This window comes from Bradyrhizobium sp. STM 3557, assembly GCF_045571465.1.
Taxonomy (GTDB): domain Bacteria; phylum Pseudomonadota; class Alphaproteobacteria; order Rhizobiales; family Xanthobacteraceae; genus Bradyrhizobium.
This window is the reverse complement of sequence record NZ_CP120697.1, coordinates 7,002,511-7,022,628: the sequence shown is the minus strand read 5'-3', so window position 1 is coordinate 7,022,628 and position 20,118 is coordinate 7,002,511. Positions and strand designations below refer to the sequence as shown.

19 protein-coding genes and 1 tRNA gene are annotated in these 20,118 nt (G+C 63.3%); 6 read left to right on the top strand and 14 right to left on the bottom strand.

The window, feature by feature from the left end; genetic code table 11:
• Positions 1-617 precede the first annotated feature (617 nt).
• A complete protein-coding gene (locus P6U24_RS32485) occupies positions 618-1,907 on the bottom strand; it encodes a tyrosine-type recombinase/integrase (RefSeq protein WP_407156490.1) in 1,290 nt (429 codons plus the stop codon).
• Between the two features lie 519 nt (positions 1,908-2,426).
• A complete protein-coding gene (locus P6U24_RS32480) occupies positions 2,427-2,723 on the bottom strand; it encodes a hypothetical protein (protein ID WP_407156489.1) in 297 nt (98 codons plus the stop codon).
• 157 nt (positions 2,724-2,880) lie between these two features.
• Between P6U24_RS32480 and P6U24_RS32475 the strand changes: the two genes are divergently transcribed.
• The gene (locus P6U24_RS32475; RefSeq protein WP_407156488.1) at positions 2,881-3,483 is read left to right on the top strand and encodes a TetR/AcrR family transcriptional regulator; all 603 of its coding nucleotides are present in this window, start codon (positions 2,881-2,883) and stop codon (positions 3,481-3,483) included.
• A gap of 134 nt (positions 3,484-3,617) precedes the next feature.
• Here the strand turns inward: P6U24_RS32475 and P6U24_RS32470 are convergent, their stop codons facing one another.
• Positions 3,618-5,036 carry an MFS transporter gene (locus tag P6U24_RS32470; protein ID WP_407156487.1) on the bottom strand — a complete coding sequence of 473 codons (1,419 nt, stop codon included), beginning with the start codon at positions 5,034-5,036 and terminating at the stop codon, positions 3,618-3,620.
• On the opposite strand from P6U24_RS32470, the gene P6U24_RS32465 reads away from it, so the two are divergent.
• Positions 5,026-5,196, top strand: a complete 171-nt coding sequence (locus P6U24_RS32465; protein WP_407156486.1) for a hypothetical protein — start codon at positions 5,026-5,028, stop codon at positions 5,194-5,196. The two genes, P6U24_RS32470 and P6U24_RS32465, sit on opposite strands and share 11 nt — an antisense overlap.
• Positions 5,197-5,396: 200 nt before the next feature.
• On the opposite strand, the gene P6U24_RS32460 is transcribed toward P6U24_RS32465, so the two are convergent.
• A complete protein-coding gene (locus P6U24_RS32460; protein ID WP_407156485.1) occupies positions 5,397-5,900 on the bottom strand; it encodes a hypothetical protein in 504 nt (167 codons plus the stop codon).
• A gap of 137 nt (positions 5,901-6,037) precedes the next feature.
• Here P6U24_RS32460 and P6U24_RS32455 point away from each other — a divergent pair, with 137 nt between their 5' ends.
• Together P6U24_RS32455 and P6U24_RS32450 are read left to right on the top strand one after the other, a co-directional pair.
• On the top strand, positions 6,038-6,622 hold the full coding sequence (locus P6U24_RS32455; RefSeq protein WP_407156484.1) for a hypothetical protein: 585 nt from the start codon (positions 6,038-6,040) through the stop codon (positions 6,620-6,622).
• A 777-nt stretch (positions 6,623-7,399) separates the two neighbouring features.
• A complete protein-coding gene (locus tag P6U24_RS32450; RefSeq protein ID WP_407156483.1) occupies positions 7,400-8,077 on the top strand; it encodes an AAA family ATPase in 678 nt (225 codons plus the stop codon).
• A 60-nt stretch (positions 8,078-8,137) separates the two neighbouring features.
• Here the strand turns inward: P6U24_RS32450 and P6U24_RS32445 are convergent, their stop codons facing one another.
• The 4 genes from P6U24_RS32445 to trxB all read right to left on the bottom strand — a co-directional run bounded on the left by P6U24_RS32445 (position 8,138) and on the right by trxB (position 11,636).
• Complete coding sequence (locus P6U24_RS32445; RefSeq protein WP_407156482.1) at positions 8,138-8,272, bottom strand: hypothetical protein; 135 nt, start codon at positions 8,270-8,272, stop codon at positions 8,138-8,140.
• Positions 8,273-8,321: 49 nt separating this feature from the next.
• Complete coding sequence (locus tag P6U24_RS32440; RefSeq protein ID WP_407156481.1) at positions 8,322-9,299, bottom strand: 4-hydroxy-tetrahydrodipicolinate synthase family protein; 978 nt, start codon at positions 9,297-9,299, stop codon at positions 8,322-8,324.
• Positions 9,300-9,733: 434 nt separating this feature from the next.
• Positions 9,734-10,627: a LysR family transcriptional regulator gene (locus tag P6U24_RS32435; RefSeq protein ID WP_407156480.1), complete on the bottom strand. Its 894-nt coding sequence runs from the start codon at positions 10,625-10,627 to the stop codon at positions 9,734-9,736.
• Positions 10,628-10,670: 43 nt separating this feature from the next.
• Positions 10,671-11,636 carry a thioredoxin-disulfide reductase gene (gene trxB / locus P6U24_RS32430; RefSeq protein ID WP_407156479.1) on the bottom strand — a complete coding sequence of 322 codons (966 nt, stop codon included), beginning with the start codon at positions 11,634-11,636 and terminating at the stop codon, positions 10,671-10,673.
• A gap of 292 nt (positions 11,637-11,928) precedes the next feature.
• Here trxB and P6U24_RS32425 point away from each other — a divergent pair, with 292 nt between their 5' ends.
• Entirely contained in the window at positions 11,929-12,408 is a 480-nt protein-coding gene (locus P6U24_RS32425; protein ID WP_407156478.1) for an Lrp/AsnC family transcriptional regulator, read from the top strand.
• 149 nt (positions 12,409-12,557) lie between these two features.
• Here the strand turns inward: P6U24_RS32425 and P6U24_RS32420 are convergent, their stop codons facing one another.
• From P6U24_RS32420 to P6U24_RS32405, 4 genes are all read right to left on the bottom strand, one after another.
• Positions 12,558-12,962: a DoxX family protein gene (locus tag P6U24_RS32420; RefSeq protein ID WP_407156477.1), complete on the bottom strand. Its 405-nt coding sequence runs from the start codon at positions 12,960-12,962 to the stop codon at positions 12,558-12,560.
• Between the two features lie 203 nt (positions 12,963-13,165).
• Positions 13,166-13,639 carry a transcription elongation factor GreA gene (gene greA, locus P6U24_RS32415; RefSeq protein WP_407160665.1) on the bottom strand — a complete coding sequence of 158 codons (474 nt, stop codon included), beginning with the start codon at positions 13,637-13,639 and terminating at the stop codon, positions 13,166-13,168.
• Between the two features lie 231 nt (positions 13,640-13,870).
• Entirely contained in the window at positions 13,871-17,335 is a 3,465-nt protein-coding gene (gene carB, locus P6U24_RS32410) for a carbamoyl-phosphate synthase large subunit (protein WP_407156476.1), read from the bottom strand.
• Between the two features lie 165 nt (positions 17,336-17,500).
• A complete protein-coding gene (locus P6U24_RS32405; protein WP_407156475.1) occupies positions 17,501-18,661 on the bottom strand; it encodes an MFS transporter in 1,161 nt (386 codons plus the stop codon).
• A gap of 118 nt (positions 18,662-18,779) precedes the next feature.
• Here P6U24_RS32405 and P6U24_RS32400 point away from each other — a divergent pair, with 118 nt between their 5' ends.
• On the top strand, positions 18,780-19,145 hold the full coding sequence (locus tag P6U24_RS32400; protein ID WP_407156474.1) for an ArsR/SmtB family transcription factor: 366 nt from the start codon (positions 18,780-18,782) through the stop codon (positions 19,143-19,145).
• An 88-nt stretch (positions 19,146-19,233) separates the two neighbouring features.
• Here P6U24_RS32400 and P6U24_RS32395 read toward each other — a convergent pair.
• Together P6U24_RS32395 and P6U24_RS32390 are read right to left on the bottom strand one after the other, a co-directional pair.
• Positions 19,234-19,310 (bottom strand) — tRNA-OTHER (locus tag P6U24_RS32395).
• 81 nt (positions 19,311-19,391) lie between these two features.
• Positions 19,392-20,096 carry a class I SAM-dependent methyltransferase gene (locus P6U24_RS32390; protein ID WP_407156473.1) on the bottom strand — a complete coding sequence of 235 codons (705 nt, stop codon included), beginning with the start codon at positions 20,094-20,096 and terminating at the stop codon, positions 19,392-19,394.
• Positions 20,097-20,118: the final 22 nt, after the last annotated feature.

Below are 20,118 nucleotides of genomic sequence, written 5' to 3'. Positions count from 1 at the left end.
GCGTTACTGCGTCAGATCCCGTGTGTGGCTCCTCCGTGCGCACGGGGCTGCGTAGCAGAAGCCTCGCCTTCCCGAAGTGCTCTATCGCCAGCAGGCGGAGTCCTCTGGCCTTCTCAGGATTACGCTCGACCGCAGCCATCCGGGCGGCAATTTCTGCCTGCTTGAAGTGATAATCTGGAGTCGCCAACGGATTTCCCCCACAGGCTCAGAAATCAGCTACAAACAGCACACAAGGCCGTGGTTCCTAATCGCAGGCACAAGTTCCTTTGTCGCGCTTTCCACGAAGCGTATCCGTCCAAAGGGGGCCGTCCCTTGCGTCCGATGGCGCACTGACCGACGCCGATTTTCAGGCCGCGCAGCACGACCCTTCAGCGCTAGGCGCGTTCTGATTCGCAATCAGCGGCAAGCCTGAGTAGCTTCGCTTGGTCGGTTGGTTGCGGAGTATTGCGTCATGGGATCGCCCGTCGATCTTTCCCGGGTCAGAGTGCCGGGACATCTATCTCGTCTTGGAGGATTTTGGTCATCTCGGCCGTGCCTAGCGCGAGACCGACGAGGCCGATGGCTGTAGTAGTGCGAGGACCGAGTCTGATTGAGTACCTCCGCGAGTTGACCTCTACTTAAGTTATCAGAGAGGGAAGGGCCTCTCGCTCCCGGACCTTCCTTTCAGGGTCGATTGTCTCGATACCCCGAACAATCCGGTCGACATGGCCGGCCCAAGCGGTAAGCGCAGCCCGCATTTCAGTTTCGTATCGGGCAAGGTTGTAAACGCCTGCCACTCCCGCCCGATGGCCGCTTACGTGGTTCAGCACCGCTTCGACAATATGAGGGAGTACTCCTAGGCGGTCGGCCATCACCGTCGCGGCTGTGCGCCGGAGATCGTGCAGCCACCATTCAGACATGGGAGCCGCTGGATCACCAGCTCTTGCCGTCTTTTGGCGCGTCCCGAGTAGCCGCTCATCGAGTGTGGCCTTCGATTTCGACCATCCGGAAAAGCCGCGGCGAACATCGCCTTTCCGGCGCGGCCCGTTTCCGAAAACATGTTCTCGCGTCTCTGAGCGAGGAGGTAGCAGCGACATAGCCGCCTCAGTCAGCGGAACCACGTGCTCGCGATGATTTTTTGTCCGGGAGCCGGGAATGGTCCAGAGACACCCGGCAGAGTCGATTTCGGCCCAACGCATTCCGCCAACTTCGTCTCTGCGCTGAGCCGTCAGGATGAGCAGCTTTACGATGCGTCCGTAGTCGTCGTCATCGAGACCCGCCCAGATCTCGGCGAGCTCGCCATCGGTCAGGGTCCGTTCCCGCGACCTGGATCCGGCCGGGCGATTGGTACCGAGGACCGGGTTCGCCGGAATCTCAAGACCCTCTCGAATGGCCCAATTGAACATGGCGGAAAGCGCCGAGCGTGCGCGGGCCGCTGTGACCGCTCCATTATCCGTCGCGACCTCGCCGATGCGAGTTGCAATGTGGCGGCGGCTGATTTGCGCCACCGGGAGCGAGTGGAGGGGCTTCCACGTGACAAGCAGGTAGCGCTCGATTTCTGAATGGGTCCGAGGGCGCTGCTTCTGTTTTGCGACCTTCAGGTACTCCTCCGTGACCTTCCGGAGCGTGTCTGCGGTCTGTAACGCCACAAGTTCGCGTTCGGCCGCAGGGTCCTTTCCCTCCGCAACCAGTCCCAGCAGGCGTTTTGCTTCCTTTCGAGCCTTCTCAGGCGTCCAGGGCGATCCATGGGGCCCAATTGTAAAGAAGCGTTGGCGCCCGAACGCGCGGAATTTGACGACGTACACCGGCGTGCCGCGCTGCCGTCGAACGCCAAATCCTCGTACCGCTTCTTTGTGATCCGCATCCCAAATGGTCTGTCCGGGGCCAAGCGATTGTACCGATCGAACAGTAATACCCAAATTCGCCATCGGTCGCCTCAGTTGCTAGCTACCACCTAGCAACCACCATAAAAGAAATTGAAGCGTAGATAGGGCAGCTACTGGCGAAAACGCCCCTTGAAATCATTGTACTTTTCGTACTTGCGGATATGCTGGCGTAAGCTCGGCGGGAGCAATATTCTGTCTGTGGAACAGGAGGTCGGTGGTTCGAGCCCACCCAACTGTACCAGCCAAATCAAACAGTTCAGAGAAACGAACGGCACCCATGCCGGCAGTGGCAATTGGCTAGGCGGCAATTTGCCCCGATGCAGCGCACGTCTGATCTTGAACCGGTTCACCACTAACCGAAGCGTCAGCCATTGTGCCTGCAGCGGAGTTGGCGTCTGTAACAGGCTTGGCAATCCACGAGCGACGGATGTCTGACTCGATGGAGTGGAGCTCCGCCGAAACCGCACGGTCGAGCCCCGCCTGCAGAACCGAAGGTAGCGAGCCTATCCAGCGTAAAGTTGTCGTCATGGTCTGGTCTTTCTCATTTGTGCAGCCGGACCGCTAACAGGCGGTGCAAAGGCTCGACGGCCGCGTGGAGATCGCCGAAAGGGGCGTTTTATTCGGAGCGCCATGCTGGAACGCAGCGCGGTCGGCCGATGCCAAAATACCTGCATTAACGCCTTCGTTCGGGGAGATCCGGTCGTGCCGGACGGCCAGCCGGCTTCCGATCGACGAAGCCAGCCCGTACAGCATGCTTCTGAGCGCAGCGGCATCGACGCCATCGGCCCGCATCAAGCCCTGGGTCAGGCTGTCGTCGAGCAGTTCGTCGATCGTCGGTTCCCTGAAGCAGATGATCATGGCTCGTCTCCGTCTGGCCGTCTTGACCGTCGGCACACCGGGTGTTACTAGTCAGTAACTAGAGGTGTTACAGGTCAGTAACATCCGAGTCAAGCTCTAAATCGGTAAGTCAAGCTCTAAATAGCGAGCTCTCAATTCGTGCTTCCCGGGGAACTCCATGGACGCAGCCGTCATCGCCAAGCCACGCGACCGCATTCTCGCCACCGCCAGAGATCTGTTCCGGAAACACGGGCTGCGCGGGGTCGGAGTCGATGCGATCGTCGAGGCGGCCGATACGAACAAGATGACGCTGTACCGGCATTTCGGCTCGAAGGACGACCTCGTCGTCGCATGCCTGCAGCAGATTGCGGAGGAGGCGACCGCATCGTGGGATCGCCTCGCAGCCGCTCATCCCGGTGATGCGATGGCCCAGCTTCGGACCTGGCTGCGGCAGAGCGCGAATTGTGGCGGAGCCGACGGGCGAGGGTGCTCGCTCGCGAACGCTGCAATCGAGCTGACTGACGATGACCACCCGGCGCGGAAGTTCATCGCCGGCTTCAAGCGGGACCAGCGCGATCGCCTGGCGAAGCTTTGCCGCGACGCGGGCATCGTTGCCGCCGACACGCTCGCCGACACGCTGTCGCTGATGGTTGAGGGCGCGCGCATCAGTCGCCAAACCATGGGACCGGATGGGCTGTCGTCAACCTTGGTGGCCTCCGGCGAGGCCGTCATTGCTTCGTTCGTCGGCGCACAGACCGAATCGGCTGACGCTCGAGCTTGATCCGGAAAAGTGGAAACCGGTTTTCCCTCGCGACAAACGCCGAAGGCGTTTGCGCGGAGATCATGCTCAATCAAAAAGATGAGATCATGATGCGATTGCTTCTAATCGCATCATGATCTCAGGCGAAAGCCCGTTCACGCTGACGGCTTGGGCGAACCGCTGGCCACGGTGATCGTAAGCCGGGCCACGAGCGCGCCAAGTGCCGCGCTTGCTCCGGATGCGAACATCACCGTCCGGAATGCGAAGGCGAACGCATCGATTGCGTGCAGATCGATATCGTCAGCACGACCAGACATCACGGCGCCGAGGGCCCCAGCGGCCGCGGCGCGGTCGGCGCTGTTCAAATCGCTCCTGAAGCTTGCGAACAGGACGGCGCCCAGGATCGCGACGGCGAGCAGGCCGGCGATCCGTGCCACCGCGTTGTTGACACCGGACGCGACCCCGGCGTGCTCGTCTCCGAGCGCCGTCATGACGGTCGCGGTCAGCGGGGCGACGGTGATGGTCATGCCGGCGCCCATCACCAGGACTGCCGGCAACACGGCTGCGTCGTATGGTGCCGAGAGATCGGCAAATCCCAGCATCGCGAAGCCAGGTGCGGCCAGCAAGGGGCCGCCTGATAGCATGAGGCGTGCGCCATAGCGATCGGCGAGCATGCCGGCGAAGGTCGATCCGAAGCCGAGCATGAGAGCGAGCGGCAGCAGGGCAGCCCCGGCCTGTGTCGCGGTATAGCCGCCGATCCGGATCAGGCCGAACGGCAGAAAATACATCAGGCCGCCGAGCGCAAAGTAGAGCAGCAGCGTCAGCGCGTTGGTGCCCGAGAAATCACGCGAGCGGAAAAACGAGAGCGGCATCATGGCCTCAATCCCGGCCTTCGCCTCGACGACGAGGAATGCTGCGAGCGCGCAGGCGCCGAACAACAGGCTCGCCATGACGCGAATATCGGACATTCCGGAAGCCGGAATCGCGCCAAGCGCCCATGCAAACGAGGCGAGGGCGGCTGCGATCGATACCGCGCCCGGCCAATCCAGACGGCCCTTATGGGGATCGCGGCTTTCGCAAGCGAACAATGCCGCGAAGACCACGGCGCCGGCCGCCAGTGGAATGTTGATCAGGAAGATCGCGCGCCAGGACAATTGGTCGACCAGCCAGCCGCCGAGCACGGGGCCGATCGCCGAGGTAAGGGCGCCGAAGCCCGCCCACAGGCCGATGGCCCGGTTGCGGTCTGCTTCGCCGAAGGCGGCACCGAGCATTGCGAGGCTCGCCGGCGTCAGCAGCGCGGCGCCGCAGCCCTGGGCAGCACGGCTGACGACGAGCGCAGGCGCATTGGGTGCCAGACCGCAGGCGACGGATGCGAGCGCAAACACGATGACGCCTGAGATGAAGACTCGCCGGCGTCCGTAATGGTCCGCGGCCGAACCGCCGATCAGCACTAACGCGCCGAGCATCAACAGATACGCGTTGGCGAACCACTGCGTGGTGCCTGCGCCCGCGCCGAGATCGCGCTGGATGGCGGGAAGGGCGACATTCACGACGGACGAGTCGATGAACGCCATGGACGAGCCGAGAATCGTCGTCACGAGCGTCATGCGCTTGCGTAAGCCAGACAGCGGCTCGGGCGAGGTTCTGCTTGCCCGTATCTGCGCCCTGTCGCAATGGGATCTGGCAACGCTCAGCATTGATGGATGTCCAATTGATATTCCGGCTGCTACCTGAGATTTGAGGGCAGACCGGGTATCCGTCAGGTAGTCACCGCCAGGGACTGCGCAAATCACCAAATCCTGATGAAAGTTGCAGGATGGAGATCGCAAAGGCCTTTCATATGTCGGTCGTCATCGCATGGACGGGCGATGCCGGACGAGCCGCTTAAGAATCGGGAGTCTGATCAGCCGTCATGGGTGGGGAGCCTGATCCAGTCAGTGGCCGTTGTAGCTCCAGTGCGGCGGATCGGCCATCACATTGACGAGGTGATAGACGCCGTAGGACTTGCCGACGCTGATCAGTTGCTGGTTGGTGCCATTTCTTGGCGAAGTCGCTATTGTTTTGATGGCGCCCGCATTGTCCTTGATGGACAGAGTGCCGCTCCAGGAGATGACCATATCGAGAGCTTTTCCCGCGATATGGTTCGACCTCAAAGCCGGCGGAACGTGCAGATTGGAGATACTGAACCCCATGACCATCTGATGCGCGGCATTCTTGCTCGCGGCGAGGTCAGGTTGGCCCGATGGCGTTCGATGCAGCCACTGGATGTCGACCGGTGACTCGCCGGCTTGCGGCACGAAAGCCGGTATGTTCGCAGCAGTCGTGCTTTTCCAATCCTTCCAGATGCACCAGGCATAGTGCATCAGATAGGCCCGCTCCGCCGGTCGCTTCGTCGCCGTGATTTGCACGCTGGCCCCGGCTGCGACCAGGGCGTCCAAGAATTGCTTAACTTTCGGACGAAATGAGGGGTCCAAACTCGCAAGGCTGTTGCTGGTTGGATACATCGATACCCAGCTTCGACCGCTCAGTCGCATGGGTCAGATCGCTTTTGCAAAACCAATGTAAGAAAGATCTTATGCTAGCAAAGACGGCGAAACATTGGAAGGTCGATATGTATCCTGCGCCGAATATCCTGCGAACGAGTGCGGTCCTGATCTTCGCCAGCTCGCTCTTGACCGCCGCGATCTGCAACGCTGCGGAGCAGGTCTCGCCCATCGGAAGCTATCGAAGCATGCGTCTCACAGACGAGCATTGCGACGGCTACGAGATCAAGTTGTGGCGCTTCGAAAATACCGCCCTCGGCATCCTCAATTACTGCGCCGGACTGGTGGACACGCGGTCTTTCGGCTCGCTGGAAGATACGAAGTTTGATCCGGTAACGGGCGAGCTGGAATTTTCCGCGCGGCTGACCGTCGGCATGGACTACCTCCCCGGTGGCGAAAGTCCATCGAAGGATTTTTGGACCTTTCGTGGGAAGCTCAGCGGAGGAAAGCTCTCCGGTACCCTGGTGAAAGTCGACAAGAACTATCCCACGCGTCCTCCGCAGCAGACCCGATTGTCGCTGAAAGAGTCCAGGGAGAAATTGAAGTCGTTTCCCAGCCGCGAGGATTGGAAGCGCTCGACGGCGGCCGAGTCGAGCGGAAACGGCCCCAAGTGGTGAGCGGGCCGTGGGTCGTAGGCTGATTAGCGACAGCGTAGTCCGCCATTTTCAATCTGAACGACAACGAACCGGCCCCTGCGGCGTGATCTCAGCCAACTAACCCGCGTACGTCTCATTCGGCGCGTCACCGGTTCGTTCTGCAAACAAGAAAGGTACAATTGAAGTGGCATCGGACGGGCGCAGGCCGGCCGATGGCTGGCGCGTCTGGTCCAGCACGAGGAGCGTGCCCTCTCGCCGTGATGCCAGGCGTGTCCATGCACGCCTTTCCCGGTGTGACCCGGCGTCGGCTGCCGACTTGCGAATCCCTGATCGTTGAATCACCCTTCGCAACGATCGGCTAGGGCCGGTGCGTGCGGCGTCTTTCCTGACCTGTTGCCGAGAGCCGCCAAGGGGGCGGCCAAGGCCAAAATCGACCGCCAAGCCGTCCAAGACGAACCGGCCGCACATGACGAGGTCCGCAAGGTCGTAAGGACGTCGGCGAGATCGCAGGCAGCGTGCGGATCGCGGCCTCGATCGGGAGCGTCAGTTTGTTGTTTGTTACGGTGCCACTCCTGCGAACGCAGGGGGGTGGTGCGACGCGAGCCCCCGCGTGGTCAGTGCCGGCTCTCGTCCGTGCGACCAGACCCAGTGGTTCCACGGGCTCTCGCGTCATGTGTGACGCAAAAACCAACAAAGATGGGAATCAGGCGCGACGTCACATTGCGCACCAAATTTGTCTTCCGCGAATCACCGTGCTGATTCATTTTTGAAGCCAAGGTCAATCTGGAGGCCAAGGGTATGAACGTCATTGTTTTTGCATCGCGTAAGGGCGGCTCGGGAAAGAGCACCCTGGCCGCGCACCTCGCCGCGCAGATCAAGGCGAGCAAATCCTGCCTGCTCATCGATGCCGATCCGCAGGGGTCGCTGACGCTCTGGCACAAGCTGCGCGGCACCAACGAGCCGCCGATCAAGACCGCCGTGAATTCGGTGAGCGGAATTGTCGCAGCCGCCCGCCGCGATGGCGTCGAATGGGTGCTGATCGACACGCCGCCGAACGTCTCTGCCGTGGTCGACGATGCCATCAAGAACGCCACCATGGTGATCATCCCGGCGCGCCCCGGCGTGTTCGACGTCAACGCGGTGCAGGAGACGATCCAGACCTGCCGCGCCGCGCGCAAGCCCTATGCCGTGGTCTTGAACGGCGCGCCGGCCCGGCGCGATGACTCCGAAAGCCCGATCGTCACCATCGCCCGCGAGGCGCTCGCCAAGTTCAAGGCGCCGGTCTGGGGCGGCCAGATCACCAACCGCGCCGACCTCTTGATGGCGCTCGGCCAGGGCGAGGGTGTGCGCGAATACTACGCCGAGGGACGGGCCGCTCAGGAGATCGCTAGGCTCTGGGCTGCGATCGAGCGCTCGGTGAAGGCGATCCGCGGCACGGTGTCCGCGAACGGCGCGATGCACAAGCAGGCGGCCTGATCGGCGCCTGCGAGGCTCCAATAGGACCAGGTGAGGAACGCGCAGGTCCCGGCAGTGGCTTCAGGCCACCATCACCATGTAGAACAGGATCATCGGCGTGAGCGTCAGGATCGTCGACCAGACGCCGACCGCCCAGAGAATGTCCCCAAAGCTGAAGCCCTGTTGATCAGGGTATGGATTGTCCTGCAGTGCCACAACGTCCTCGCGTTCCCGACTCCTTTTCAACAGTGATATTGGAATGGATTTAAGAACCTGGTCTCGAAATGGCCCGCATTTGAACGGGCTTGCTACTTCGCATTAACCAGCAGCCTGCAGCGGCGGCGGCCGCCGGCCGCCTGGCGATCTCCTGGTCGAGCCGCGCGGCGAGCGCCTCGCCGACCTCGACCATCGGCAGCCGCACTTGCGGGCTGTCGATCAGGCCGATCCGGGCCAGCCAGTACTTCGCCGGCGCGGGGCTGGGCTCGGTGAACAGGAGGCGGGTCAGCTCCGACACCCGCTCCCACAGCGCTGCGGCAGCGGCGTGGTTGCCGGCCTTCAGATGGGTCTGGATCGCGGCAAAGGTTGCGGTCTCGACATGGGCTGACAGCAGGATCGCGCCGTCAGCGCCGGCCTGCAGCGCATCGAAGGACTGCGCATCCTCGCCGGTCAGCACCCGGAAGCCGGCGGGGCGCAGCCGGAGCAGCTCGCGGGTCTGGGCGCGATTGGCGCAGCAATCCTTGCACCCGACGATGCTTGGATGCTCAGCCAGGCGCAGCAGCGTCTCGTTCTCGAGCCCGACCGAGGAGCGGTAGGGAATGTTGTAGAGCAGGATCGGATGCGCCGCGCGCTCCGCCAACCCGGTGAAATGCGCAAGCAGTCCGCGCTGCGAGGGGCGGACGTAGAACGGGCTCGAGATCAGATAGCAGTCGATCGGCCAGGGCGCGGTCGCGTCCAGCGCCTCGATCACGCGCGCGGTTGCTGCACCGGTGAGGCCAAGGCAGATCGGCAGCTCCCGGCGGATCATTGCGAGCTCGTCGCGCACCACCTCGACCAGGGTGGCGAGTTCGAGCAGTGACAGCGCGAGTCCTTCGCCCGAGGTCGCACCCAGGACCAGCCCCTCGATCGGCTGCGCGGCGTAGTGGCGGATCAGGTTGCGCAACGATGCGGTGTCGAGCGCGCCGTCACGAAACGGCGTCACCAGCGGCAGCCAGAGGCCGTGTAGTCGGTTGTGAAGGTCGGTCATGGCCCATCTCCTTAAGGTTTGATGCCGGGAGACGGGAGCCAACAAAAAACCCCGTCCTTTGCGGCGGGGTTTTGCGGAATGCGGCGTCGAATGAAACTCTAGCGCACGCGTTCACACCTCCCCGGAAGGGGAGCTTTTTTCGACGACAGCTTGCGGGCTGAACGTGTGAACATGCCGGCACCATGCGGCGCGCCTGATGTGCTGTCAACCTGCGGATGTGACACGCACAAAAAAATAGCCGGGCCCAGAGAGCCCGGCTGGAGGTATTGGCCATGTGAGGCCGACACAATCACCTTCCAAGAGGGATTCCTGAGCACCCGCGCCACTGGAGGAGGGGGACAAATGCGCAACGCGAGCGCTCAGTATGGAAACATTATGGTCGCCTGCACGGGCCTGCGGCAACCATGCAAGCCGCATGTCAGACATGCGCAAAATCAGGACGGCCAGCGCTGCGCTTTGCTCACGACGAAGTCACGGAACACCTGCACGCGAGCGACCGTTTTCAACTCCTCGGGATAGACGAAGTAGGTGTCGAGCTGGATCGAGTCGGACTCGCCGAACAGTTGTACGAGGCGGCTGTTTTCCTCGACCAGGTAATCGGGCAGCGCGGCGATGCCGAGCCCCTGCTGGCAGGCGCGCACCAGCCCAAGGATGTTGTTGACCTTGAAGTAGGCCTCACGTGGCCCGGAGCCGTTGCGTCCGGCCTCGATCAGCCAGTTGCGGTTCTGCAAGTGAGGCGCGACCTGGCCATCGGCCAATGTGATGATGCGGTGCGCGTCGAGCTCGTCGAGCGTGCGCGGCGTGCCGAAACGCTTGACGTATTCCGGCGAGCAATAGGCATGGAAGCCCATCGCGAACAGCTTGCGCTGGATCAGGTCGGGCTGCGTCGGCTTGCGGGTCCGGATGGCGACATCGGCCTCGCGCATCGAGAGGTCGAGCTCCTCGTCCGTGACGATCAGCGAGATGCGGATCTCGGGATAGAGCGCGGTGAATTCGCCGAGCCGCGGGATCAGCCAGTTGATTCCGACGCCGGGCGTGGTCGTGATCTTGAGGTCGCCGCTCGGCCGCTCGCGGCTGTCGGTAAGCTTGGCGCGGGCCGCCTGCAGCTGCATGAACACGTCATGCGCGGTGCGGAAGAGCAGGTCGCCCTGCTCGGTGAGGATGAGGCCGCGCGCATGGCGGTGGAAGAGCGACACTGAAAGCTCCTGCTCCAGCGCGCTGACTTGGCGTGAAACCGCCGATTGGGACAGGCCGAGCTGCTCCCCGGCATGCGTGAAGCTCCCTGCTTCCGCCGCTGCGTGAAACACCTTCAGCTTATCCCAATCCATATCCGTAGATCCGTCGCGTGTTCGTGATGCCATCGTCGTCAGTTCATTCCGCAGCCGCGCGTTCGCTTAACGAATGCGCGATGAAGCGCTCGGCCTCGAGCGCGGCCATGCAGCCCATGCCGGCGGCGGTGACCGCCTGGCGGTAGGTGTCGTCGGCAACGTCGCCGGCCGCGAACAGGCCGGGCACGGACGTCGCCGTGGAATTCGGGGCCACCTCGACATAGCCGGACGGCTTCAGCTTCACCTGGCCGGCGACGAGCTCGGTCGCGGGCGCGTGGCCGATCGCGATGAAGACGCCATCGGCGGGCAGCTCTTGCACAGCGCCCGTCTTGATGTTCTTCAGCCGCACATGCGTGACCTTGGACGGATTCTCGGCACCACAGACTTCGTCGAGCACGCTGTCCCACACCACGTTGATCTTGGGGTGCTTGAACAGCCGCTCCTGCAGGATGCGCTCCGCGCGGAAATGGTCGCGCCGGTGCACGATCGTGACCTTCGAGGCGAAGTTGGTCAGGAACAGCGCTTCCTCGACCGCGGTGTTGCCGCCGCCGACCACGATCACCTCCTTGCCGCGATAGAAGAAGCCATCGCAGGTCGCGCACGCCGATACGCCAAATCCCTTGAATTTCTCTTCCGACGGCATGCCGAGCCAGCGCGCCTGGGCGCCGGTGGCGAGGATCACGGTTTCGGCCAGGTAAACGTCGCCGGAATCGCAGGTCAGGCGGAACGGCCGTCGCCCGAGCTCGAGCTTGGTGACGAGATCGGTGCGGATCTTGGTGCCCATATGGGCGGCCTGCTTCTCCATCTGCTCCATCAGCCAGGGGCCCTGGATGACATCGGCGAAGCCCGGATAGTTCTCGACGTCGGTGGTGATGGTGAGCTGGCCGCCCGGCTGGATCCCCTGGATCAGCACCGGTTCCAGCATCGCGCGCGCGGCGTAGATCGCGGCGGTGTATCCCGCGGGACCGGAACCAATGATAACGACCTTGGCATGAACAGGAGCTTGCATGTGGCAGGTTTCTCTGGGCGGGGAGGCTTTGGGCTGGCGCAAGGATACGGAATGCGTGGAAGCGTCCCGCGGCCGCGTCAAAAAATGTCAAATCCAAGTCTAAGGCATCTGGCTAGCTATGCAAGAATTGCAACGCATCTCGGCGAATTTTCCCTTCACGAGGCGGTCAATGGGGAAAGTTTGCGCAATAAAATTGCGCAGCGGTGGCGAGCTGCGCTAAGAGAGTTGCCGTTCCAATCTCATTGGCCGCTCGCAGTTGCCATTCCCCCCCCGCCAGGACCCCATAATTCCCGTGTCGAAAAATCTGGACGAGATCGATCTGAAAATCCTGAGCGAGATCCAGGCTGACGGCCGAATCACCAACGTCGAGCTCGCCAAGCGGGTTGGTATCTCGCCGCCACCCTGTCTGCGGCGGGTCCGGGCGCTTGAAGAGGAGGGCTACATCACTGGCTATCGCGGCCTGCTCGATCCGCGTCGGCTCGGCTTTGACGTCACGGTGTTTGCCTCGGTCCATCTGTCCAGCCAGGCCGATGCGGATCTCCGCGCATTCGAGGAGTTCGTCCGCGCCGAGCCGCTGGTGCGCGAATGCTGGATGCTATCGGGCGAGGTCGATTTCATCCTCAAATGCGTGGCGCCTGACATGGCGACGTTCCAGGAATTCGTTACGCACCTGACCGCCGCGCCCCATGTGCGCAACGTTCGGACCTCGCTGGTCCTGCACAATTCGAAATATGAGGCGGCGGTGCCGCTCGAGGTGAAGGGACGGGGGTAGGGCTCGACGGCCGCTATCCACGCTGTCATCGTCCGCGAAGGCGGACGATCCAGTACGCCGTGACGGCTCGGCTCAATCACCTCTGCCGCGGCGTACTGGATGCCCCGCCTGCGCGGGGCATGACGGCGTTTGGATCGATGCGGTCGGGCTCACACCTTCTTTCGCAACATCGCGTCGAGGCTGATCGGGCCGCCGCCGGCTGTGGACAGGTACAGGCAGGCAAAGCAGAACAGGATCGCCGCAGTGCCGTTATTCAAGAGCGGAAGCCAGACCGGCTCGCCAGTCTTGAACATATGGCCGATGAAGTATGCGAACGCCATCTCGCCGGAGAGGATGAAGGCGGCCGGACGCGTCAACAGGCCGACAAGCAGCAGCGCGCCGAGCACGAGTTCGAGCAGTCCCGCGGTATAGATCAGCGGCGGGATGTTGGCGAAATAGGGCACCACCGGAAACTTGAAGATCTTGGCGACGCCATACTGAAACAACAGCAGCCCGGTAATGAAACGAAACAGGCTGAGCGCCATCGGTTGATACCTGGAAAGCATCTGGTCCATTCTGTCATCCCCAATCTTGAACCTCGCGAATTGTAGCACCAGCCGAGCCGGATTTCGTCACCCGCGTGCCACAGCCGGCGCCGATCCATCGCCACAATCTTGGAAGGCATAACACCGACCGATCAAAAAGATTTCAGCGGTGGCAAACGACAAAAGGCCGCGCGGGACGCGGCCTTTTGCAGTATCGAAAGATGCGGGAACGGCTAGCGCCATTCCACCTTGGCGATCTCATAGGACTTGGCGCCGCCGGGCGCCATGACCTCCACGGTGGTGCCCTTGGTCTTGCCGATCAGCGCGCGTGCGAGTGGCGAGGTGATGGAGATCTTGCCTTTCTTGGCGTCGGCCTCGACCTCACCGACGATCTGCCACACCGTCTTCTTCTCGGTGTCCTCGTCGATCAGGGTTACGGTGGCGCCGAACTTGACGGTGTCGCCGGACAGCTTGGAGACGTCGATCACATCGGCGCGCGCGAGCTTGTCCTCCAACTCGGCAATACGGCCTTCATTGTGCGACTGCTCCTCCTTTGCGGCGTGGTACTCGGCGTTCTCGGAGAGGTCGCCATGCGAGCGCGCTTCCGCAATGTGTTCGATGATGCGCGGACGGTCCACCGATTGACGGTGCTTGAGTTCGACTTCAAGTGCGGCATAGCCACCCGACGTCATTGGAACCTTTTCCATCATCTCTTTCGTCCTTCCATCGTGCGGGCCGGCGGGCGCGCACGAGCAGCTCCTTCAGGATAGGCCTTTCGGGCTCGAACCCGAAAGTAAATATTCGGCCTCATGGAAGGCCGAGACAACATCATGTGCGGCAGCTTGTTCCTGTCAGCAACCGTCTGCCCGGCGATGCGGGACTCGATTTGCCGATTGCCGCCAATCGCTTGGCGGCGCGGGGGGCCGCACCGGCCACGATCAATTGTCGGAAAAGTAACTCTGCAGGGTGCGGACCTCAAGGTCCCCCCCAAGATAGGCACGGACGCCCTGCGCTGCCGCCACGGCACCGGAGAGAGTGGTGTAGTACGGCACTTTATGCAAGAGGGCAGCGCGCCGCAGCGAACGGCTGTCTGCGAGCGCCTGCGGCCCCTCGGTGGTGTTGAAGACGAGCTGGATGTCGCCATTGGTGATGGCGTCGACGATGTGCGGCCGCCCTTCCAGCACCTTGTTGATCTTCTCGGCCGGCACCCCGTGATCGCTCAGGAAGCGCTGCGTGCCCGAGGTGGCCAGCACCTTGAATCCAGCCTCCTGCAACAGCCGAACCACTTCGGTGATCCGCGTTTTATCGGTGTCGCGCACCGAGACGAACACGGTGCCCTTGCGCGGCACGCGGGTGCCGCCACCGAGCTGGCTCTTGGCAAATGCGATCTGGAATGAACGATCGATGCCCATCACCTCGCCGGTGGAGCGCATCTCCGGCCCGAGCACGGTGTCGACGCCCGGGAAGCGGGCGAAGGGGAAGACGGATTCCTTGACGCCGACATGCTTGAGCTCACGCTTCTTCAGGGCGAAATCGGCGAGCTTCTCGCCGGCCATGATGCGCGCCGCGATCTTGGCCACCGGCGTGCCGACCACCTTGGCGACGAAGGGCACGGTGCGCGAGGCGCGCGGGTTGACCTCGAGCACGTAGATATCGCCGTTCTTGATCGCGTATTGCACGTTCATCAGGCCGACCACGTCGAGGCCGAGCGCGAGCTCTCGGGTCTGCCGCTCGAGCTCGGCAATGGTCTTGGCGTCCAGCGAATGCGGCGGCAACGAGCAGGCGGAGTCGCCGGAATGGATGCCGGCCTCCTCGATATGCTCCATGATGCCGACGATGAAGGTGTCCTTGCCGTCGGACAGACAGTCGACATCGACCTCGGTGGCGTCGGACAAATAGCGGTCGAACAGCAGCGGGTTCTTGCCGAGCACGGTGTTGATCTGACCGGTCTTGTCGTTGGGATAGCGCGCCTTGACGTCGGCCGGCACCAGCTCGGGCAGGGTGCCGAGCAGGTAGTCGCTGAGCTGGTTGTCCTCGCGAATGATCTGCATCGCGCGGCCGCCGAGCACGTAGGAGGGGCGTACCACCAGCGGCATGCCGAGATCGGCGGCCACCAGCCGCGCCTGCTCGACCGAATAGGCGATGCCATTCTTCGGCTGCTTCAGGTGCAGCTTGTCGAGGATACGCTTGAAGCGGTCGCGGTCTTCGGCAAGGTCGATGGCCTCAGGCGAGGTGCCGAGGATCGGCACGTCGGCTGCTTCCAGCGCGTGCGCCAGCTTCAGCGGTGTCTGGCCGCCGAACTGCACGATCACGCCATGTAACGTGCCGTTGGTACGCTCGGTCGCGATGATCTCCAGCACGTCCTCGGCCGTCAGCGGCTCGAAATACAGCCGGTCGGCGGTGTCGTAGTCGGTCGACACCGTCTCCGGATTGCAGTTGATCATGATGGTCTCGTAGCCCGCGTCATGCAGCGCAAAGCAGGCATGGCAGCAGCAATAGTCGAACTCGATGCCCTGGCCGATCCGGTTCGGGCCGCCGCCGAGGATGATGACCTTCTTCTTGTCGGACGGCGCGCTCTCGTCGCCGAGCTCGCCTGCGAACGGCGTCTCATAGCTCGAATACATGTAGGCGGTGGGGGATGCGAACTCCGCCGCGCAGGTGTCGATGCGCTTGAACGCCGGGCGCACGCCGAGCGCCCGGCGCCTCGCCGCAACTTCGGCCTCGCTGGTCTGGGCCAGCACGGCAAGCCGCGCGTCGGAGAAGCCCATCGCCTTCAGGCGGCGCATGCCGTGCGCGTTCGGCGGCAGGCCGTGGCGGCGCACCTTGTCCTCCATCTCGACGATGCCGCGCATCTGCGCCAGGAACCACGGATCGATCTTGCAAGAGTTGAAGATGTCGTCGTCCGACCAGCCGAGCCGCATCGCCTGCGCGACCTGCAGGATGCGGTTCGGCGTCGGCGTTCCGAGCGCGGCACGGATCGCGTTCTTGTCGTCGCCGCGGCCGAGCCCTTCGATCTCGATCTCGTCGAGGCCGGTCAGCCCGGTCTCGAGCCCGCGCAGCGCCTTCTGCAGGCTCTCCTGGAAGGTGCGGCCGATCGCCATGACTTCGCCGACCGATTTCATCGAGGTGGTCAGCGTGGTCGAGGCGCCCGGGAATTTCTCGAAGGCGAAGCGCGGGATCTTGGTGACGACGTAGTCGATGGTCGGCTCGAACGAGGCTGGCGTGGCGCCGCCGGTGATGTCATTGGCGATCTCGTCCAACGTGTAGCCGACCGCCAGCTTGGCCGCGACCTTGGCGATCGGAAAGCCGGTGGCCTTGGAGGCCAGCGCGGAGGAGCGCGACACGCGCGGATTCATCTCGATCACGACCATGCGGCCGTCGGCCGGATTGACGCCGAACTGCACGTTGGAGCCGCCGGTCTCCACCCCGATCTCACGCAGCACCGCCAGCGAGGCGTCGCGCATGATCTGGTATTCCTTGTCGGTGAGCGTCAGCGCCGGCGCCACCGTGATGGAGTCGCCGGTGTGCACGCCCATCGGATCGAGGTTCTCGATCGAGCAGACGATGATGCAATTGTCCTTCTTGTCGCGGACAACCTCCATCTCGTACTCCTTCCACCCCAGCACCGACTCTTCGATCAGCACTTCGTTGGTGGGCGAGGCATCGAGACCGCGCTCGATGATGTCGAGATATTCTTCCTTGTTGTAGGCGATGCCGCCGCCGGTGCCGCCCATGGTGAAGGAGGGGCGGATGATCGCGGGCAGGCCGATCTCGGAGAGCGCCATCAGCGCCTCGCCGAGCGCGTGCTCCTGGTAGCGCTTGCGCCGCTCGTTCTCGCCGATCGCCCATTGCCGATCGAGTTCGTCGCGCTCAGGGCCTGACAGCTTCTCACGCTCGGCAAGATATTTGTCGCGATACTGCTTCTTCAGGGCCGAGGCGTTGGCGAGCCGCGACTTCGGCGTCTGCAGCCCGATCTTCTCCATGGCGTTGCGGAACAGCTGGCGGTCTTCGGCCTTGTCGATCGCGTCCGCCGTGGCGCCGATCATCTCGACGTCGAACTTCTCCAGCGTGCCCTGCCGGCGCAGCGACAGCGCGCAGTTGAGCGCGGTCTGGCCGCCCATGGTCGGCAGCAGCGCAAAGCCGCCGGGAACCACGTGGCGTTCCTTCTCGATGATCCTGGCGACGATCTCCGGGGTGATCGGCTCGATATAGGTCGCGTCTGCCAACTCCGGGTCGGTCATGATGGTGGCCGGATTGGAATTGACGAGGACGACGCGATAGCCCTCTTCCTTCAGCGCCTTCACCGCCTGCGTGCCCGAATAGTCGAACTCGCAGGCCTGGCCGATCACGATCGGGCCGGCGCCAATGATCAGGATGGTGGAGATGTCGGTTCGTTTCGGCATTCAGTCTCACGGGCTCTGGGGGCCAGGAATTAGGCACAAAAAAAGGGCGCGCAAACCGCGCGTCCCCGTAAGGCCAAGGCGCGACCAATCCTCGCGCGCAAGCGGCTCTTTAGACCAGTTTCCCCAAGGCGGAAAGGGCTTTGAGAGGCCCATCAACGGGCAATTTCAGGCCGGTTTCAGCCGTGCGCGACGGCCGCTCAGCATCAGAACGGCCAATGCCGAGCCGACGCTCAGGCCGCCCACCCAGCCGAGATCGCTGGGAGACGAGGTGGAGAGCACGATACCGCCGAGCGCGCCGCCGATGGCGAAGCCGAAATACATGAAGGAGGAGTTGAGCGACAGCGCGACCGTCGCCGCCTGCGGCTCGATCCGGATGATGGCCGCGGCCTGGGCCGGGAAGAAGCACCAGCCGCAGACCGCCCAGCCGAAGATCGGGAGCAGGACGAGGTAGCGCGTGACGTCGCCATCCACCTCCTTCAGCACCGCCGACAACAGGATCAGCGCGATGGCCATGCCGGCCAGCGCGGCGGCCGAGGTCGGCGCCGGCCCGAGACGGTCGGCGAGCAGGCCGCCTGCGATATTGCCGATCGCGGCCGCCGAGCCGAACCCCAGCAGCGCGCCGCTGATCTCGGCTGCGCTCAATCCAATGCCCTGCAGCGGGATCGCGAGATAGGTGAACACGGTCAGGCCCCCGATCGCCCACAGGGTCGTGGTGGCGAGCGCGATCAGAACGCCCGGGTGCCGGGCCACCGCCAGCCGCTCGGCGAAGCTGGCGGTCTGCCGGGGCAGGCCGGAGGGCAGGCGCCACAGCACGCCGCCCAGCGCGATCGCGCCGAGGCCGGCGACCAGCACGAAGGTGGCGCGCCAGGCGATCTGGCTGCCGACAATGGTTCCGAGCGGCACGCCGATGACGGTCGCGATGGTGAGACCCGAGGTCACCAGCGAGACCGCGCGGCCGCGTCGTTCGGGCGGGGCAATCGCGACCGCAACGCCGATCGCGGTCGGCGTGCACAGACCGGCGCTCAGCGCCATAAGGATGCGGGAGAACATCAGCAGCGGAAATCCCGGTGCGATCACCGCGAGCAGGTTGCTGAGGATGAAGCAGCTCAATGCCAAAGCCAGCACGGTCCTGCGGTCGACATTGTGGAACAGCACGGCCAGCACCGGCGATCCCAGGGCATAGGCGAGCGAGTAGGCGGTGACCAATTGGCCGGCGGCGGCTGCGGAGATGTGCAGGTCGGCCGATATCGCGGGCAGCAGGCCCGCGATCACGAAGGCCTCCGTGCCGATCGCAAAGGTCGCCAAGGCCAGCCAGAGCATGCTCATGTCAACTCCACTCATGTTCAATGGTTTTTGAACCATCGGCGGAAGATCAATAATTGTCAATTGGTTCAATAAATATTGAACATTGCGGCAGGCTGGACTGTGCCCTATGATCTCCAGCATGAGCCGTACGCCCCACCATCCGACCCGCGAGCAGATCGAGCTGCCGATCTTGCTGGATTGCCTCAGCGATCCGATCCGGCTGGCGATCGTCTACAATCTCGACAGGACCGAGGGAGAGCTGCGCTGCGGCGACTTCAACGCCTTCAGCGGCAAGTCCAATCTGGCCTACCATTTCGCAAGGCTCCGGGAGGCCGGCCTGGTGCGGACGCGGATCGTGGGCACCGCACGCTACATGAGCCTGCGCCGGGCCGACCTGGACGCGCGCTTTCCCGGGCTGCTGGATGCCATCATCGCTTCGTGCGCGCGCGATGCCACACGGCTACAGATGCCCGAATGCGAGGCGACGCCGACGCTCGAGGCTTGATTCGAGGCCGTGCAATTGGCTTGCCGAGCCGAAGCCGCAATAGCGGCGAAGCTGGCCTACCGAGCCGAAGCTGCGAAGCAGCGTAGGCTGGAGGCCCGGCCTGGACTTGAACCAGGTTCAAGAGCGTTGCACCGCTCTTTGCGTCGTAGCTTCCGCCACCGGGCCGAGCCCAGAATGCCTGATCACGGCGCGGTGAGCCACTATGGGCGCGCGTTAACCTTATTCATTTCGGAATGTGTCTGCGGCTCAGCCGCCAGCCAATGCATGCCGAGCCACGAACGTCATCCGCCAGCGATTATGGCCGATATTCTTGGGCGCGCGGACTGCGCTGAAGCCGGCCTTCTTCAGCTTGGCGAGCATGTCCTGCTCGCTATAGCGCTGCAGGCCGACCTTGGTGCGGAGCTCGCGATAGTCGGATAGTGCGGTCTTGATCAGGCCGATCAGGGCGTCCTTCAGGAAGCGGTGTCGCGAGGCGAACATCAACAGCGCCAGCACGTCCCTGATCATGCCAACCTCGGGCCGCAGGATGTCCCCAAGCACCAGCCGGCCGTTCGGCTTCAGCAGCCGCCGGATCACGGCGAACGCCCCGCCAAGTTCGTCCGGTTGCATGTATTGCGCGACCGAGTTCATCACCACGAGGTCGATGGAGCCGCCGGGCATGCTGCGCAGCTCCTCCAGCGAGCGCACCCGGATTTTTGTGTTCGGCGCGAACCGCGCGATCAGCCGGCCGCGCACGCCTGGCGCGGGCTCGGCCAGGATCAGCATCCCGCAGGCTTCAGCCACTTTGCCGGCCGAGAGCGCCTCGCCGCAGGAATAATCGAGCACGATCGCGTCGGGCGAGGGGATGTAGCTGATGATGTCGCGCGCGATGACCTGAAAGTGCAGGTCGCGATGCAGCTTGCTCGCGTAAATCGTATGCGTGGAATCGTAATAATCGATCCAGTCGTTCATGGGTTCAAAAGTCCGGGATACC

Excerpts from the sequence above, each read along its gene's own strand:
- P6U24_RS32465 (WP_407156486.1), top strand. The coding sequence starts at position 5,026 with ATGAACGCCATGGACGAGCCGAGAATCGTCGTCACGAGCGTCATGCGC.
- P6U24_RS32435 (WP_407156480.1), bottom strand. The coding sequence starts at position 10,627 with ATGGATTGGGATAAGCTGAAGGTGTTTCACGCAGCGGCGGAAGCAGGG.
- trxB (WP_407156479.1), bottom strand. The coding sequence starts at position 11,636 with ATGCAAGCTCCTGTTCATGCCAAGGTCGTTATCATTGGTTCCGGTCCC.
- P6U24_RS32400 (WP_407156474.1), top strand. The coding sequence starts at position 18,780 with ATGAGCCGTACGCCCCACCATCCGACCCGCGAGCAGATCGAGCTGCCG.
- P6U24_RS32455 (WP_407156484.1), top strand. The coding sequence starts at position 6,038 with ATGCTAGCAAAGACGGCGAAACATTGGAAGGTCGATATGTATCCTGCG.
- carB (WP_407156476.1), bottom strand. The coding sequence starts at position 17,335 with ATGCCGAAACGAACCGACATCTCCACCATCCTGATCATTGGCGCCGGC.
- P6U24_RS32475 (WP_407156488.1), top strand. The coding sequence starts at position 2,881 with ATGGACGCAGCCGTCATCGCCAAGCCACGCGACCGCATTCTCGCCACC.
- P6U24_RS32480 (WP_407156489.1), bottom strand. The coding sequence starts at position 2,723 with ATGATCATCTGCTTCAGGGAACCGACGATCGACGAACTGCTCGACGAC.
- P6U24_RS32450 (WP_407156483.1), top strand. The coding sequence starts at position 7,400 with ATGAACGTCATTGTTTTTGCATCGCGTAAGGGCGGCTCGGGAAAGAGC.
- greA (WP_407160665.1), bottom strand. The coding sequence starts at position 13,639 with ATGGAAAAGGTTCCAATGACGTCGGGTGGCTATGCCGCACTTGAAGTC.
- P6U24_RS32440 (WP_407156481.1), bottom strand. The coding sequence starts at position 9,299 with ATGACCGACCTTCACAACCGACTACACGGCCTCTGGCTGCCGCTGGTG.
- P6U24_RS32405 (WP_407156475.1), bottom strand. The coding sequence starts at position 18,661 with ATGAGCATGCTCTGGCTGGCCTTGGCGACCTTTGCGATCGGCACGGAG.
- P6U24_RS32485 (WP_407156490.1), bottom strand. The coding sequence starts at position 1,907 with ATGGCGAATTTGGGTATTACTGTTCGATCGGTACAATCGCTTGGCCCC.
- P6U24_RS32420 (WP_407156477.1), bottom strand. The coding sequence starts at position 12,962 with ATGGACCAGATGCTTTCCAGGTATCAACCGATGGCGCTCAGCCTGTTT.
- P6U24_RS32390 (WP_407156473.1), bottom strand. The coding sequence starts at position 20,096 with ATGAACGACTGGATCGATTATTACGATTCCACGCATACGATTTACGCG.
- P6U24_RS32470 (WP_407156487.1), bottom strand. The coding sequence starts at position 5,036 with ATGGCGTTCATCGACTCGTCCGTCGTGAATGTCGCCCTTCCCGCCATC.